14 protein-coding genes are annotated in these 14,872 nt (G+C 75.0%); 7 read left to right on the top strand and 7 right to left on the bottom strand.

The annotated features are described in order from the left end of the window. Window positions 1-12 precede the first annotated feature (12 nt). Complete coding sequence (locus EDD39_RS11090) at window positions 13-624, top strand: Maf family protein (RefSeq protein WP_123555225.1); 612 nt, start codon at window positions 13-15, stop codon at window positions 622-624. 7 nt (window positions 625-631) lie between these two features. Here EDD39_RS11090 and EDD39_RS11085 read toward each other — a convergent pair whose 3' ends face one another. Beyond that, a complete protein-coding gene (locus EDD39_RS11085; RefSeq protein WP_123555223.1) occupies window positions 632-1,375 on the bottom strand; it encodes an alpha/beta fold hydrolase in 744 nt (247 codons plus the stop codon). Window positions 1,376-1,623: 248 nt separating this feature from the next. On the opposite strand from EDD39_RS11085, the gene EDD39_RS11080 reads away from it, so the two are divergent. Next, on the top strand, window positions 1,624-2,376 hold the full coding sequence (locus tag EDD39_RS11080; protein WP_123555221.1) for a hypothetical protein: 753 nt from the start codon (window positions 1,624-1,626) through the stop codon (window positions 2,374-2,376). Between the two features lie 219 nt (window positions 2,377-2,595). Further along, on the top strand, window positions 2,596-4,371 hold the full coding sequence (locus tag EDD39_RS11075; protein WP_123555219.1) for an acetyl/propionyl/methylcrotonyl-CoA carboxylase subunit alpha: 1,776 nt from the start codon (window positions 2,596-2,598) through the stop codon (window positions 4,369-4,371). Window positions 4,372-4,432: 61 nt separating this feature from the next. Here the strand turns inward: EDD39_RS11075 and EDD39_RS11070 are convergent, their stop codons facing one another. The 4 genes from EDD39_RS11070 to EDD39_RS40285 all read right to left on the bottom strand — a co-directional run bounded on the left by EDD39_RS11070 (window position 4,433) and on the right by EDD39_RS40285 (window position 9,125). Beyond that, window positions 4,433-5,812, bottom strand: a complete 1,380-nt coding sequence (locus EDD39_RS11070; protein ID WP_123555217.1) for a condensation domain-containing protein — start codon at window positions 5,810-5,812, stop codon at window positions 4,433-4,435. A 106-nt stretch (window positions 5,813-5,918) separates the two neighbouring features. Further along, on the bottom strand, window positions 5,919-6,821 hold the full coding sequence (locus EDD39_RS11065; protein ID WP_123560323.1) for a DeoR/GlpR family DNA-binding transcription regulator: 903 nt from the start codon (window positions 6,819-6,821) through the stop codon (window positions 5,919-5,921). A 224-nt stretch (window positions 6,822-7,045) separates the two neighbouring features. Next, the gene (locus tag EDD39_RS11060) at window positions 7,046-8,500 is read right to left on the bottom strand and encodes an NAD(P)H-quinone dehydrogenase (RefSeq protein WP_030457272.1); all 1,455 of its coding nucleotides are present in this window, start codon (window positions 8,498-8,500) and stop codon (window positions 7,046-7,048) included. A 55-nt stretch (window positions 8,501-8,555) separates the two neighbouring features. Further along, a complete protein-coding gene (locus tag EDD39_RS40285; protein WP_208765477.1) occupies window positions 8,556-9,125 on the bottom strand; it encodes a hypothetical protein in 570 nt (189 codons plus the stop codon). Between the two features lie 133 nt (window positions 9,126-9,258). Here EDD39_RS40285 and EDD39_RS11045 point away from each other — a divergent pair, with 133 nt between their 5' ends. The 3 genes from EDD39_RS11045 to EDD39_RS11035 all read left to right on the top strand — a co-directional run bounded on the left by EDD39_RS11045 (window position 9,259) and on the right by EDD39_RS11035 (window position 12,649). Then, complete coding sequence (locus EDD39_RS11045; RefSeq protein ID WP_123555213.1) at window positions 9,259-9,696, top strand: gamma-glutamylcyclotransferase family protein; 438 nt, start codon at window positions 9,259-9,261, stop codon at window positions 9,694-9,696. 235 nt (window positions 9,697-9,931) lie between these two features. Beyond that, window positions 9,932-10,762, top strand: a complete 831-nt coding sequence (locus EDD39_RS11040) for a purine-nucleoside phosphorylase (RefSeq protein WP_123555211.1) — start codon at window positions 9,932-9,934, stop codon at window positions 10,760-10,762. 189 nt (window positions 10,763-10,951) lie between these two features. Then, on the top strand, window positions 10,952-12,649 hold the full coding sequence (locus EDD39_RS11035) for a phospho-sugar mutase (RefSeq protein ID WP_123555209.1): 1,698 nt from the start codon (window positions 10,952-10,954) through the stop codon (window positions 12,647-12,649). Window positions 12,650-12,682: 33 nt separating this feature from the next. Here EDD39_RS11035 and EDD39_RS11030 read toward each other — a convergent pair whose 3' ends face one another. After that, the gene (locus EDD39_RS11030) at window positions 12,683-13,027 is read right to left on the bottom strand and encodes an ArsR/SmtB family transcription factor (RefSeq protein WP_123555207.1); all 345 of its coding nucleotides are present in this window, start codon (window positions 13,025-13,027) and stop codon (window positions 12,683-12,685) included. Between the two features lie 102 nt (window positions 13,028-13,129). Between EDD39_RS11030 and EDD39_RS11025 the strand changes: the two genes are divergently transcribed. Continuing rightward, on the top strand, window positions 13,130-14,119 hold the full coding sequence (locus EDD39_RS11025) for a quinone oxidoreductase family protein (protein WP_123555205.1): 990 nt from the start codon (window positions 13,130-13,132) through the stop codon (window positions 14,117-14,119). Between the two features lie 86 nt (window positions 14,120-14,205). Here EDD39_RS11025 and EDD39_RS11020 read toward each other — a convergent pair whose 3' ends face one another. Next, on the bottom strand, window positions 14,206-14,871 hold the full coding sequence (locus EDD39_RS11020) for a PH domain-containing protein (protein WP_123555202.1): 666 nt from the start codon (window positions 14,869-14,871) through the stop codon (window positions 14,206-14,208). Between the last annotated feature and the right edge of the window lies 1 nt (window position 14,872).

Genomic DNA, 14,872 nt, shown 5'->3' with positions numbered 1-14,872 from the left:
TAGGCTGGGGGCATGACCGCTCGTCGCCCGCTGGTTCTCGCGTCCGCCTCCCCCGCCCGTCTGGGCCTGCTGCGGCAGGCCGGCCTGGAGCCGCTGGTGCGGGTGAGCGGGGTGGACGAGGACGCGCTGAGTGCTCCGACGCCCGGGGAGCTGGCGCTGGTGCTGGCGGTGGCGAAGGCGGAGAAGGTGGCCGGGGAGCTGGCCGCGGAGCCGGGCGAGCCGCCGCTGGTGGTCGGGTGCGACTCGGTGCTGGAGCTGGACGGCGTCGCGCTGGGCAAGCCGGCCGACGCCGCGGAGGCGCTGGAGCGCTGGCGGTCGATGCGCGGCCGGGCGGGCGTGCTGCGCACCGGCCACTGCGTGATCGACACCGCGACCGGGCGGCGGGCGGCCGCGACCGCCTCGACCACCGTCCGGTTCGGGACGCCGGACGACGCCGAGGTCGCCGCGTACGTCGCCTCCGGCGAACCGCTGCACGTGGCCGGGGCGTTCACCCTGGACGGCCGTTCGGCACCGTTCGTGGAGGGGATCGACGGCGACCCCGGCAACGTGATCGGCCTGTCGCTGCCGCTGCTGCGCCGCCTGCTCGCCGAGCTGGACGTGCGCATCACCGACCTGTGGGCCTGAGGCCCCGTCAGCCCGTCGCGGGGGCGTGCTTCGCCAGGTAGCCGAGCACGTCGGGCAGCGCGCCGTCCCGGAGCAGCGGGGCGCCGTGGTTGCCGCCGGGGTAGACCTTGAGCTGCTTGTCCTCGGCGACGGAGGCGTCGTACAGGGCCTTGGCGTTGGCGGCGAACGGGGAGTCGAGCTGTTCGGCGGCGAAGTAGGTGGGGGTCTTCACCACCGTGACCGCCAGGGCGGCGTTGAACAGCGGGTACGTCTCGGGCGAGCTGAGCGAGACCACGGCCCTGACCGGCAGCGGGTTGTCGAGCCTGGCGGCGACCAGTGAGGCGGCGGCGCCCTTGGAGGCGCCGACCAGGGCGACCGCGCCGACGCCCTTGCCCTGGTAATAGCGTTCGGCGGCCTTGATGCCCTCGGTGACGTCGCCGGAGCAGGTGAAGGCGAGCACCGCGTAGCCGGCCCCGGTGAACCGGTCGAGGACGGGCGCCCATTCGCAGAGCGAGCCGTCGGCCTGGTGCGAGAAGACCACGCCGACCTTGGCGTGGCCGGCGTCGGAGTCCCGGTAGTAGGCGTCCAGGTGGTTCCCGGCGGCGGTGCCGCCGTCGAGGGTGAAGGAGCCCTTGGCGGCCTGCTCCGGGGTGACGCAGCCGTAGGTGTCGGCGCTGGGCGCCGGGTCGGCCTTCGTCCCTCCGCCGCCGGAGCAGGCGGTGAGCAGCAGGGCGGTCGCGGCCAGCGCGACGGGCAGTGCGGAACGCTTCACGTTTTCCCCCGTGAATCGTGCGGGCGGTGCCTGGTGGCTGTGACGGTAGGGAGCGGCCCGATCTCGGTCAATGGTCTGAACCATTCCGTTATGGCCGGCCCGGAACCGGATCATCCTGCTCCGGTTTACCGGTTGCGGAATCGGACAGAACCGGGCCCGCACATCTGTTGCAGAGTTCCACCCCCTCTCCAGCCGGGCGCCGTTAGGCTGACGCAGCCGGACCGGAAAGGGGCGACGAGGAGCCGAAGATGACCGATGGAGTGCTCAACGTCGTTCTGGGACTGGTCGCTTCGGCGATCAGCGCCGGGCTGGGCTGGCTGGCCCAGTCGCTGCGCCGGCGGCGCCGGCTGGAACGGGTGCGGGCGTTCTTCGGGCTGCCGGCCGGCGGCGAGGCGCTGCTGGTGGTCAACCGCCAGGCGTCGGCCGCGGACGTCAAGAGCGTGGCCCGCGACGACGTGTACGCGCTGATGGAGCTGTCCGCGCTGGTGCGCGAGTGCGGCGCGCGGGCGACGCTGACCGGGCACGACGAGGTCCGGCAGGGGCTGGGCGACAAGACCGAGTTCTGCGTGGGCGGCCCGGTCGGCAACCGGCGGACGGCGGCCCACCTGGAGTCCTGGCTGCCGGGGGTGGCGTTCGTCGACCCGCCCGCGCAGGCCGGGCACCCGGTGCACACCCTGCTGGTCGGCACCCGGGAGTTCCGGTTCCTGACCTCCCGGGAGGAGCCCGGCCAGCGGGCCCACGTGCTGCTGGCCCGGGTGCACCTGCGCGAGGGCAGCCGGCCGGTGTTCCTGATAGCCGGGCAGACCGCGGTCTCCAACCACGCGGCCGCCCGCTACCTGGTCGCCCACCACCGGGAGCTGGCCCGCGAGCACGGCCGGGACGGCGCGTTCGCGGTGGTGCTCCGGGTGGTGAACGCCCGCGCGTACGGGCCGGACGTGGTCGAGTTCGAGGCCGACGTGACGGACGCGGCGGTCAGCCGTCCGGAACCGGCGGCGGTCTGAACCGACCCCGGTGTGGCGAAGGCCACCCCACCCCCGACCGGCGCTCCAGTGCTCCGGTGCACGATCGCCCAGGGCCCACTGCCTGCGACGCGCCGCCAACGGCCGCCACTGGCACGGGAGTACGGCAACCGAGCGTGTGAGCACGCTCACCACCAGGGACTACTCGCCGGTAGCGCCCTCCAATCCATAGACTCGACGAGGTTCGAGAAGGGAGCCACAGTGCGCAAGGTGCTCATCGCCAACCGCGGAGAAATCGCCGTCCGCGTCGCCCGGGCCTGCCGGGACGCGGGTATCGCCAGCGTCGCCGTGTACGCGGAGCCTGACCGGGACGCGCTGCACGTGCGGGCCGCCGACGAGGCGTACGCGCTGGGCGGCGACACCCCCGCCACCAGCTACCTCGACATCGCCAAGGTGCTCAAGGCCGCCGCCGACTCGGGAGCGGACGCGGTCCACCCCGGCTACGGTTTCCTCTCCGAGAACGCCGAGTTCGCGCAGGCCGTGCTCGACGCCGGCCTGACCTGGATCGGCCCGCCGCCGCAGGCCATCCGCGACCTGGGCGACAAGGTCACCGCCCGGCACGTCGCCCAGCGCGCCGGCGCCCCGCTGGTGGCCGGCACCGCCGACCCGGTCTCCGGCGCCGACGAGGTCGTCGCGTTCGCCGCCGAGCACGGCCTGCCGGTCGCCATCAAGGCGGCGTTCGGCGGCGGCGGCCGCGGCCTGAAGGTCGCCCGCACGCTGGAGGAGATCCCCGAGCTGTACGAGTCGGCGGTCCGCGAGGCGGTCGCCGCGTTCGGCCGCGGCGAGTGCTTCGTCGAGCAGTACCTCGACAAGCCGCGGCACGTGGAGACCCAGTGCCTGGCCGACCAGCACGGCAACGTGGTGGTCGTCTCCACCCGCGACTGCTCGCTGCAGCGCCGGCACCAGAAGCTGGTCGAGGAGGCGCCCGCGCCGTTCCTGACCGCCGAGCAGAACGCCGAGCTGTACCGGGCGTCCAAGGCGATCCTGCGCGAGGCGGGCTACGTCGGCGCCGGCACCTGCGAGTTCCTGGTCTCCCAGGACGGCCTGATCTCCTTCCTGGAGGTCAACACCCGCCTGCAGGTCGAGCACCCGGTCTCCGAGGAGGTCGCCGGCCTCGACCTGGTCCGCGAGATGTTCCGGATCGCGGACGGCGAGGAGCTCGGCTACGACGACCCCGAGATCCGCGGCCACTCCTTCGAGTTCCGGATCAACGGCGAGGACCCGGGCCGCAACTTCCTGCCCGCGCCCGGCACCGTCACGCTGTTCGCCCCGCCGTCCGGCCCGGGCGTCCGGCTGGACGCCGGCGTGGAGTCCGGCTCGGTGATCGGCCCGGCCTGGGACTCCCTGCTGGCCAAGCTGATCGTCACCGGCGCCGACCGCAAGCAGGCCCTGCAGCGCGCCAAGCGCGCCCTGGAGGAGTTCAAGGTCGAGGGCATGGCCACCGCCATCCCGTTCCACCAGGCCGTGGTCACCGACCCCGCGTTCGCCCCCGAACTGACCGGCTCCACCGAGCCGTTCAAGGTCTTCACCCGGTGGATCGAGACCGAGTTCGAGAACACCATCCCGGCGTTCACCGGCGCGGGCGGCGACGGCGAGGAGCCCGAGGGCCGCGAGACCGTGGTGGTCGAGGTCGGCGGCAAGCGGATCGAGGTCTCGCTGCCGTCCTCGCTCGGCGTCGCCTCGGCCCCGGCGGCCGCCGCGGGCTCGGCGAAGGCCAAGCGCCGGGTGGGCGCGAAGAAGGCCGCCTCGGCGGTCTCCGGCGACACCCTGGCCTCGCCGATGCAGGGCACCATCGTCAAGGTCGCCGTCGAGGAGGGCCAGGTGGTCGCCGAGGGCGAGCTGATCGTGGTCCTGGAGGCGATGAAGATGGAGCAGCCGCTGAACGCCCACAAGGCGGGCACCGTGGTCGGCCTCAAGGCCGAGGTCGGCGCCTCCGTCTCCAGCGGCGCCGCGCTCTGCGAGATCAAGGACGTCTGAGGGTAGGACGCGCACGCACCGGAAGGGCGGCGGGAGTCTCCGGACCCCGCCGCCCTTCGGCCTACCCGGCCGCGCCGACCGGACCCGCCGCGCCCGCCGCGCCCAGCACCAACTCCTCGACGCCGCACAGGAACCCCGCCATCTGCGCCCGGTCCAGCAGCGCGCTGTCCGCCACCATCCGCAGCTCGACCGCGCCGGGCACCGCGACCACGTCCACCGCGACCGACACCCCGGGGCGGGCCGGGAACTCGTCCGGGAAGCTCAGCTCCCGCTCCCCCGCGCCGCCCGGCCCCGGCGCGTCGGCCATCAGCGCGGCCAGCGGGTCCCGGGTGTCGTTCCAGACCACCGAGTGGTCGGCCGGTTCGACGCCCGCGGCCCGCAGCCCGGCCAGTTCGGCGTCCAGCCGCGGCTTGTCGTAGCCGGAGTGCCGGTAGGCGGTGAGCGCCGGGCCGTGGGCGCGGCGGACGGTCTCGGCGAAGTCCTCGGCGAGCTCCGGGAGGTGGAACAGGCCCTCCTGGGCGAGCGTGGTGACGGCCTCGGCGGACCGCTCGGTGAAGCGGTTGCCGACCACCACCTGGCAGAGGAACTCGCGCTGCCCGCCGAGCCGGCCCAGTTCGGTGGCGGCGGCGGCCAGCAGCACCGTGGCGTCGCCGGTGCGCAGCCGGGCGGCGGCCACCGGGAGGGCGTCGGCCAGCGCCGGGGAGCGCAGCACCGCGTACGGGAAGGTCCGCGCCGGGTCGGGCGCGGCGGCCGGGCGGGGCAGCAGGGCGCGCGGGCCGGCGGCCAGCTTCTCCCGCCAGTGCCGGCGGGCGGCGGCGTCCCGGCGGCGGCCGCGCGGGCCGGTCTGCTCGGCGGCCTCGTCCAGCGGCTGGGCGAACTCCCGTTCGGCGCGCAGGTCCTGGGCGCTGCGTCCGGCGGCCAGCAGCATCAGGTCGCGGACGGCGCGGCGCATCCCCCAGCCGTCGGCGGCGGTGTGCGAGAGCACCAGGACGGTCTGCCGGACCAGGCCGTCGACCAGCACCAGGCCGAGCCGCACCGGCCACTCGCGGGCCGGGTCGAAGGGCTCCCGGGCGTACCGGTCGAGCAGTTCGGCGGCCGCGGCGGCGGCCCGCTCGGGGGTGTCCCGGTGCAGCAGCGCCACCGGGAGGGTGCCGTCGGCGTCGACCAGCTGGTGCAGTGCGCCGTCCTGCTCGACCAGCCGGGTGCGCAGCGCGTCGTGCAGGTGGAGCAGTTCGGTGCAGGCGCGGAGCACGGTGCCGGGCTCCGCGCCGGGGTCGACGGGGGCGGCCAGCCGCAGGTTGTAGCGGGGCGCGTCGGTGCCGAGCCGGACCAGGGCGGTGTGGATGGCGCGCTGGCCCCAGGTCGCGGGGCCGCGGCCGGCGCGGGCCCGACGCACCGTCAATTCGGTTGTGCGGTCGAGTGTTTCGCTCGCTGCGTCCATGGGGGCAGACGCTACAAGCGGCTCGGCCGGGGCGGCCAGGGGTCGGCCGCGGGCGGGCCGGAACCGGTCAGTGCGCCGCCGCCGGGCGGGTCGGCCGCCCGCGCGGTCAGCGGATCCGTTCGGCGAGCCGGGCGGCGGGCGGCAGGGCGCCGTGCGGGGCGGGGCGGCGCTGGCCGGGCAGCGGGGCGCCGGGGGCCAGGCCGGGCTGCGGCGGCCCGGGGCGGCGGGCGGCCTGCTGGTGGGCGGCGCTCTCGGCGGCCAGGCCGAGCGAGGCCACCGAGACCTGCACCCCGCAGTCGGCGAGGGCGTGCTGCTCGCGGGAGGTGAGGTCCTCCAGCAGGGTGCGCTCGTCGGTGACCAGCCGGGTGATCGCCTCGGTGGCGACGGTCTGGAACATGCTGTCGGCGCCGAGCTTGGTGTGGTCGGCCAGCACGATCACCTCGTTGGCGGCCTGCACCAGGGCCCGGTCGACCGAGGCGGAGAGCATGTTGGCGGTGGACAGGCCGCGTTCGGCGGTCAGTCCGCTGCCGGAGATGAACGCCTTGGTGACCCGCAGCCCGGCCAGCGACTGCTCGGCGCCGCTGCCCACCAGGGCGTAGTTGGAGCCGCGCAGGGTGCCGCCGGTCATCACCACCTCGACCCGGTTGGCGTGCGCCAGCGCCTGGGCGACCAGCAGCGAGTTGGTGACCACGGTCAGCCCGGGCACCCGGGCCAGCCGGCGGGCCAGCTCCTGGGTGGTCGTCCCGGCGCCGACCACGATGGCGTCGCCCTCCTCGACCAGGTCCGCGGCGAGGTCGGCGATGGCGCTCTTCTCGGCGGTGGCGAGGTGGGTCTTCTGCGGGTAGCCCGGGTCACGGCTGAACCCGCCGGGCAGCACCGCGCCGCCGTGGCGGCGGTCGAGCAGCCCTTCGGACTCCAGCGCCCGGACGTCTCGGCGGACGGTGACTTCGGAGGTCTGGACGACGCGGGCCAGTTCGCGGAGCGACACGGCTCCGTTGGCGCGCACCATCTCGAGGATCAACTGGCGACGTTCTGCTGCAAACACAGGACCGACGGTAACCCGAGTGACCGTCTGCTTTCAGGCGTTTGCACCTGGTAACGGGATTTGCTCACCTCGGGACGGCGCACGACCGTACAATGCGCGCTCCACCGGGCGGGTGAGCCGGGCGGCGCGCGCCCGGCTCGTTCCCGTACGTCCCGCGCGCCCCGGCGGTCCGGGGGCCGCGCGTCCCGCTAGGAGCCCGCGCCCTCGCGCTTGCGGATGTGCAGCTGGCGGGCCGCCTCGGCGGTCGAGCCGGACAGCGACGGGTAGACCGTGAAGGCGCTGGCGACCTGCTCCACCGTCAGGTTGTTGTCGACGGCCAGCGAGATCGAGTGGATCAGCTCGGAGGCGCGCGGGGCGACCACCACGCCGCCGACCACGATGCCGGTGCCGGGGCGGGCGAACAGCTTCACGAAGCCGTCCCGGATGCCCTGCATCTTGGCCCGCGGGTTGCCGCGCAGCGGGAGCTTGACCTCGACGGCGTCCATCTTCCCGCAGGACACGTCGGCGTGGGTGTAGCCGACGGTGGCGATCTCCGGGTCGGTGAACACGTTGGACGCCACGGTCTTCAGGTTCAGCGGCTGCACCGCGTCGCCGAGCGCGTGGTACATGGCGATCCGGCCCTGCATGGCGGCCACCGAGGCCAGCATGAAGACGCCGGTGCAGTCGCCGGCCGCGTACACGCCGGGGGCGGAGGTGCGGGAGACCCGGTCCACCTTGATCTGGCCCCAGTCGTTGACCGCGACACCGGCCTCCTCCAGGCCCAGCTCCTCGGTGTTGGGGAGCGAGCCGACCGCCATCAGGCAGTGCGTGCCCGTGATCACCTTGCCGTCGGCCAGCGTCACCTCCACCCGGTCGCCCACCCGCTTGGCGCTCTCGGCCCGGGAGCGGCTCATCACGTTCATGCCGCGGCGGCGGAACACGTCCTCCAGCACCTCGGCGGCGTCCGGGTCCTCGCCCGGGAGCACCCGGTCGCGCGAGGAGACCAGCGTGACGTTCGAGCCGAGCGCCTGGTAGGCGCCGGCGAACTCGGCGCCGGTGACGCCGGAGCCGACCACGATCAGCTCGCGCGGCAGCTCCTCCAGGTCGTAGACCTGCGTCCAGGCCAGGATCCGCTCGCCGTCCGGCTGCGCGTCGGGCAGCTGGCGCGGGCGGACGCCGGTGGCGATCAGCACCGCGTCGGCGCGCACCGACTCGACGGCGCCGTCGGCGAGTTCGACCAGCACCTCGCGGGAGCCGTCGATCGCCTGGCCGCCGGTGCCGAGCCGGCCGCGGCCGCGCAGCACGGTGACCCCGGCCCGGGTGACGGCCTGGGTGATGTCGTGGGACTGGGCGATCGCCAGGCGCTTCACGCGCCGGTTGACCTTGCCGAGGTCGACGCCGACCACCCGGGCCGGGTCGGCCGGGTCCGGCGTGCCGTCCGCGACCAGGATGCCCAGCTCCTCGTAGGAGCTGTCGAAGCTGGTCATCACCTCGGCGGTGGCGATCAGGGTCTTGGACGGCACGCAGTCCGTCAGCACCGCCGATCCGCCCAGACCGTCGCGGTCGACGACGGTCACCTCCGCGCCGAGCTGGGCGGCCACGAGGGCCGCCTCGTATCCGCCTGGTCCGCCACCGATGATCACGATCCGAGTCACGTGCCCCATTGTCCCGCATGCCGGAACGGATTCCACGCCGGGGGCGTTGTTGTTCCCCTCCCGGCTAGCCGGTCTGCTGGATCGAGGCCGACACCAGCACCCCGCCGGACACCGTGTACGTGCCCTCGTAGGTCTTCGTGCTGCCGTCGGTCTGGACCGCGTAGATCACCGCGCGCACCTGGTTCGAACCGAAGGTGCTGGTGGTGCCCAGGTAGATGCTGGCGGTGGTGGCGTAGCCCTTCACCCAGCCGCTGTAGTCGCTGCCGCCGATGTTCTTGCCGCCCAGCGCCCAGGCCGCCGCGTAGTCGTGGTTGCTGATGTCCTCGTAGTACTGCTGCACCACGGCGATCGCGCTGGTGAGCGTCGGGTTGCCGCCGCCCCTCGCCGTGGTGACGGTGACGGTCGGGTTCGGCGTCGCGGTGACCGTCTGCGGCGTGACGGTGACCGTGGGCGTGGGCGTCGGCGTGACGGTGACCGTCGGGGTGGGCGTCGCGGTGACGGTCACCGGGCCCGGCGGGCTGGCCCCCGCCTGGCCGCCGCCGCCCGAGCCGCCGTTGGAACCGCAGCCGACCGCGGCCGCGAGCAGCACCGCCGCCACGGTCGGTGCACCCACCACTACCGGTAGTTGTCGCATCAGGACGCTCCCGTCCGGCGCGCACCCCGCCCCCGACCCGGCGGGTCCGCCCGCGGGGTGAGACCTCCCTCCACCGTAGGCCCGCCCCGGACGCGCAGCCCGGCGGACCGCCCCGCTCCCGTAGGCTGACGCCATGTCGCTCTACGCCGCCTACGCCACCAACCTCGACGCCCGGCAGATGTCCCGGCGCGCCCCGCACTCCCCGCTGCGCGGCACCGGCTGGCTGCCCGGCTGGCGGCTGACCTTCGGCGGCGAACAGCTCGGCTGGGAGGGCTCGCTGGCCACCGTGGTGGAGGACGAGAAGGACCAGGTCTTCGTCTCGCTCTACGACGTGGCCCCGATGGACGAGGAGGGCCTGGACCGCTGGGAGGGCGTGCAGCTCGGCATCTACCGCAAGGTGAAGCTGCGCGCGCAGACCCTGGACGGCGAGGTCGCGGTCTGGACGTACGTGCTCAACGACTACGAGGGCGGGCTGCCCGCCGCCCGCTACCTCGGCCTGATCGCGGACGCGGCGGAGAGCGCCGGCGCCCCCGACGACTACGTGCTGGACCTGCGCCGCCGGCCCTGCTGAGCCCGCGCGCCGGCCCCGCCGCAGCCGCGCACCGGCCCGGCCGGGCCCGCGCCGGTCCCGCCGCCCTCGTGCACCGGCCCGGTCCGGCCCGACCCGGCCGGGCCTGTGCCTTCCGCCCGGCCGGGCGCTCCGGCCGGGGAGGAATGCTGTCGTTCCACGCAATCCGGGTAACGATCCGGCATGGCCTGGGCGTGCTGTCTACGCGCGTAGGCAGATTTGACCTATCCTCGACCGCGTGAACGCATCTCCTCAGACGGCCGTCTCCGCCGACCCCTACGCCGCCGCCCGGGCCGCTGCCGACCGGCTGCGCGAACTCACCGGCGCCGAGCGCCACGACGTCGCCCTGGTGATGGGCTCCGGCTGGGTGCCGGCCGCCGACGCCCTGGGCGAGACGCTGGCCGAGTTCCCGGTCACCGACCTGCCCGGCTTCCCCGCCCCCGCGGTGGCCGGCCACGCCGGCACCATCCGCTCGGTGCGGATCCCCGGCGGCGGCGAGCGCCGGGCCCTGGTCTTCCTCGGCCGCAACCACTACTACGAGGGCCACGGCGTGGCCACCGTGGTGCACGGCGTGCGCACCGCCGCCGCGGCCGGCTGCCGCACCGTGGTGCTCACCAACGGCTGCGGCGGCCTGCGCGAGGGCTGGGTCCCCGGGCAGCCCGTGCTGATCAGCGACCACATCAACCTGACCGCGGACTCCCCGATCGTCGGCGCCAACTTCGTCGACCTCACCGACCTGTACTCCAAGCGCCTGCGCACCCTGTGCCGCGAGGTCGACCCGTCCCTCGACGAGGCCGTCTACGTGCAGTTCCGCGGCCCGCACTACGAGACCCCGGCCGAGGTCAACATGGCCCGGGTGATCGGCGGCGAGCTCGTCGGCATGTCCACCACCCTGGAGGCCATCGCCGCCCGCGAGGCCGGCGCCGAGGTGCTCGGCATCTCGCTGGTCACCAACCTGGCCGCCGGCATCACCGGCGAGCCCCTCAACCACGCCGAGGTCCTGGAGGCCGGCAAGGCCTCCGCCGAGCGGATGGGCGCCCTGCTGGCGAAGGTCCTGGAACGGATCTGACACCCCGGAGCGGGGCGACTCCCCCGCCCGGCAGCACCCCTGACGGAGAATCGGGGGCATGACGAGGAGAAGCGGCGCCGCCGCGCGCGGACCGTGCGCGGCGGCGTTCGGCTGTCCCCCTCCTCACCCGTCCTCCTCTTTCCCCACCCTTCACCTCCTCATCTACTCCACGCACAGGGAGCGGGCCGCATGCCGAAGGCACCCACCACCGACCTCCTCGACCGGGCCCGCGCCTGGCTGGCCGAGGACCCCGACCCGCAGACCCGCGCCGAACTGACCGCGCTGCTGGCCGCCGCCGAGGGGCCGGAGGCCGAGTCCGAGGAGCGGATCGCCTGGTCCCGGCTGGCCGAACGCTTCGCCGGACGGCTCCAGTTCGGCACCGCCGGGCTGCGCGGCGAGCTGGGGGCCGGGCCGATGCGGATGAACCGCGCCGTGGTGATCCGGGCCGCCGCCGGCCTGGCCGGGTACGTCCGCAAGCACCCCGAGCTCGGCGACCTGGTGGTGATCGGCTACGACGCCCGCCACAAGTCGTACGACTTCGCCCTCGACACCGCCGCCGTGGTGGTGGGCGCCGGGCTGCGCGCCGCACTGCTGCCCCGCGCGCTGCCCACGCCCGTGCTGGCGTACGCGATCCGGCACCTGGGTGCGGCGGCCGGCGTGGTGGTCACCGCCAGCCACAACCCGCCGCAGGACAACGGCTACAAGGTCTACCTCGGCGACGGCTCGCAGATCGTGCCGCCCGCGGACGCCGACATCGCCGCCGAGATCGACGCGCTGGGCGCGCTCGCCGACGTCCCGCGCGCCGAGTCCGGCTGGGAGGTGCTGGGCGACGACGTGCTCGCCGCCTACCTGGCCCGCGCCGCCGCCGTCCTCGACCCGGCCGGCCCGCGCGAACTCGCCACCGTCTACACCCCGCTGCACGGCGTCGGCCGCGACGTCCTGCTGGCCGCGTTCGCCGCGGCCGGGTTCCCCGCGCCGACCGTGGTCGCCGAACAGGCCGAGCCCGACCCGGACTTCCCCACCGTCGCGTTCCCCAATCCGGAGGAGCCCGGCGCGATGGACCTCGCCTTCGCCGCCGCCCGCGAAGCCCGCCCCGACCTGGTGATCGCCAACGACCCGGACGCCGACCGCTGCGCCGTCGCCGTCCCCACCCCGGACGGCGACTGGCGGATGCTCCGCGGCGACGAGGTCGGCGCCCTGCTCGGCGCGGCCCTGGCCGCCAAGACCTCCGACGGCGTCTTCGCCACCACCATCGTCTCCTCCACCCTGCTCGGCAGGATCGCCGCCGCCGCCGGCCTCGGCTACGCCGAGACGCTCACCGGCTTCAAGTGGATCGCCCGCACCGAGGACATCCGCTACGGCTACGAGGAGGCGCTCGGCTACTGCGTCGACCCGGACGGCGTCCGCGACAAGGACGGCATCACCGCCGCCCTCCAGATCGCCGAACTCGCCGCCGGCCTCAAGCGCGACGGCCGCACCCTCACCGACCTCCTCGACGACCTGGCCCTCACCCATGGCCTGCACGCCGCCGACCAGCTCTCGGTCCGGGTCGACGACCTCTCCGTCATCTCCGACGCGATGGCCGCCCTCCGCGACAAGCCCCCGGTCGAACTCGCCGGCCTCACCGTCACCCGCGCCGACGACCTCACCGCCGGCACCCCCGACCTCCCCCCGACCGACGGCCTCCGCTACCTCCTCACCGGCCCGGCCGTCACCTCCGCCCGCGTCGTCGTCCGCCCCTCCGGCACCGAGCCCAAGCTCAAGTGCTACCTGGAGGCCGTCCTCCCGGTCGCCTCCCGCGCCGACCTCCCGGCCGCCCGCGCCGCCGCCCAGGACCTGCTGGACGCCCTCAAGCGCGACTTCGCCACCGCCGCCGGCCTGACCTGATACACCGTCAATAGTCCTGCGGGGCCCGGACGTTCACGCGTCCGGGCCCTGCTGCGTGCGGTACGCGGCGGTCACCACGGCCAGCAGGCCCGGGAAGCGCTCCTCCAGGTCGGCGGCGCGCAGGGTGGTCAGGCGGCGGTTGGCCTCCTCGCGGTGGCGGATCAGGCCGGCCTCGCGCAGGACCTTGAAGTGGTGGCTGAGGGTGGAGGGCGCGACGTCCACCGGGAAGGTGCCGCAGGCGCGTTCGGGTTCCCGGCCGAGGGTCAGCACGATGGTCATCCGGGTCGGGTCGGAGAGCGCGTGCAGTACGTCCAGCAGGTCGATGTCGGCGGTGTCGGGGTAGTGGGGCGCCTCGCGGCGGCGGCTGGTTCGGGGCACGGGGGCACCTCTCCCTGCGATGTTCGACAGATCTCGAAATGGCGTGGTACTAATTTCGACGTTCGTAGAACATCGTAACTGCGACCGATCCAGGGGACCACCATGCGCGCACTCGTCATGACCGAAGCCGGCGGCGCCGAGCACAGCCACGTCCTCGACCTCGAACCGCCGCGGCCCGGCCCCGGCCAGGTCGCCGTCGAGGTCGCCTACGCCGGGCTCAACTTCGTCGACGTGATGGCCCGCCGCGGCGACGGCGGCTACACCGCCGACTGGCCGCACCACCCCGGCAAGGAGGTCGCCGGCACCGTCCTGGCCCTCGGCGAGGGCGTCACCCACCTCGCCGTCGGCACCCGGGTGGTCGCCGCCACCCGCGGCGGCGGCCTCGCCGAGGTCGCGGTCGCCGACGCGGAGCTGACCGTCCCGGTCCCGGACGGCGTCCCGCTGGAGGTCGCCGCCACCACGCCGCTCGGCCTGGCCACCGCGCTGCTGCTGCTCACCGACGCCGGGCGGTTCGCCCCCGGCGAGAGCGTGCTGGTCCACTCGGCGAGCGGCGGGATCGGCACCGCCGTCGCCCGCCTGCTGCCCCACCTCGGCGGCGGCCGCCTGCTCGGCACCGTCGGCCGTCCGGAGAAGGCCGGGGCCGCCCTGCGCCACGGCTACCACGCCGTGCACGCCCGGGGCGGCGACGACCTGGCCGCCGAGCTGCGCGCGGCGGGCGGCGGCCGCGGCGTCGACCTGGTCCTCGACCCGCTGGGCACCACCGCGCTCGACCTCGACCTCGACCTGCTCGCCCCGGGCGGCCGGATCGTCCTGTTCGGCAACGCGAGCGGGGCCGAGCCCGCGCCGCTGCCGCCGCTGCCCCGCCTGCTGGGCGCCAACGCCACCCTCACCGGCTTCAGCCACAACGGGCTGCTCACCCACGCCCCCGCGAAGGTGGCCGGCGCCGTCCGCCGCACCCTCGACCTGCTGGCGGCCGGCTCGCTGGACACCCCGCTGACGGTGCTGCCCGGCCTGGCCGCCGTCCCCGCCGCGCACGACCTGCTGGCCGCCGGGCGGGCCGAGGGCAAGTACGTCGTCGCGCTCGACCGCTGAGCGGCCCGGCCCCGCCCGATCGACCCGATCGACCCGGCCGGCCCGATCGACCCGCCCGGTCAGGTCGACCCGCCCGGTCGGACCGGTCAGGTCGCCGCGATCACCGAGACCAGCGCGACCAGGCCCGCCAGGGTCGGGGCGATGATCCACCAGCACCAGGTGGCCTGCAGCTCGCCGGCCGCGGAGGGCTTGTGGGCGTTGCGCTCGGCCTGCTCCTGGAGGGCGGTGACCACGGCGTCGGACCAGGCCCGGGTCGGGTCGAGCTGGTCCGGGCGGGGGGTCTTCCGGGCCGGCCGGGCCGGGAGGTTCGGGTCGCCCTCGGCCGCGGCCCGGGTGGCCCGGCGGGTGGCCTTCTTGCGCTGGCGGATCGAGACCGGGATCGCCCAGACCTGGAACTTGCGGCCGTCCGCGAAGAGCTCGACCGAGTACCCCGCCTTGAGCTGCTCGACCTTCCCCCAGGGCGCGACGATCGTGCGCAGCGGGTTGCGGACGACCAGCCGCCGGTCGTTGGCGCGCACCACGGGCCGCAGGGTGTAGGCGATCACCGGGAAGGCGAAGACGGGTGCGGCGGCGAGGGCGACCCACGGGGTGGCTCCGGTGCCGGACACGACGGCGTCGATGATCAGCCAGGCGGCGACGGCGAGCATCATGGCGCCCGCGATGACGCTGGGGACGGAGCGGTAGACGCGGTCGGCGTACACGGGCTCCTCGGCGGCGGAACCCTGGTGGGGTGTCCGGTCGGATTCGGTCATG

The sequence above is a fragment of the Kitasatospora cineracea genome, assembly GCF_003751605.1.
Taxonomy (GTDB): Bacteria; Actinomycetota; Actinomycetes; order Streptomycetales; family Streptomycetaceae; genus Kitasatospora; species Kitasatospora cineracea.
The sequence above is the reverse complement of the archived record's forward strand: the minus strand, read 5'-3'. Positions and strand labels throughout refer to the sequence as shown.

Coding starts and splice junctions, on each gene's coding strand:
- EDD39_RS11090 (WP_123555225.1), top strand. CDS start 13: ATGACCGCTCGTCGCCCGCTGGTTCTCGCGTCCGCCTCCCCCGCCCGT.
- EDD39_RS11020 (WP_123555202.1), bottom strand. CDS start 14,871: ATGACCGAATCCGACCGGACACCCCACCAGGGTTCCGCCGCCGAGGAG.
- EDD39_RS11035 (WP_123555209.1), top strand. CDS start 10,952: ATGCCGAAGGCACCCACCACCGACCTCCTCGACCGGGCCCGCGCCTGG.
- EDD39_RS11080 (WP_123555221.1), top strand. CDS start 1,624: ATGACCGATGGAGTGCTCAACGTCGTTCTGGGACTGGTCGCTTCGGCG.
- EDD39_RS11070 (WP_123555217.1), bottom strand. CDS start 5,812: ATGGACGCAGCGAGCGAAACACTCGACCGCACAACCGAATTGACGGTG.
- EDD39_RS11025 (WP_123555205.1), top strand. CDS start 13,130: ATGCGCGCACTCGTCATGACCGAAGCCGGCGGCGCCGAGCACAGCCAC.
- EDD39_RS40285 (WP_208765477.1), bottom strand. CDS start 9,125: ATGCGACAACTACCGGTAGTGGTGGGTGCACCGACCGTGGCGGCGGTG.
- EDD39_RS11045 (WP_123555213.1), top strand. CDS start 9,259: ATGTCGCTCTACGCCGCCTACGCCACCAACCTCGACGCCCGGCAGATG.
- EDD39_RS11060 (WP_030457272.1), bottom strand. CDS start 8,500: ATGGGGCACGTGACTCGGATCGTGATCATCGGTGGCGGACCAGGCGGA.
- EDD39_RS11065 (WP_123560323.1), bottom strand. CDS start 6,821: ATGGTGCGCGCCAACGGAGCCGTGTCGCTCCGCGAACTGGCCCGCGTC.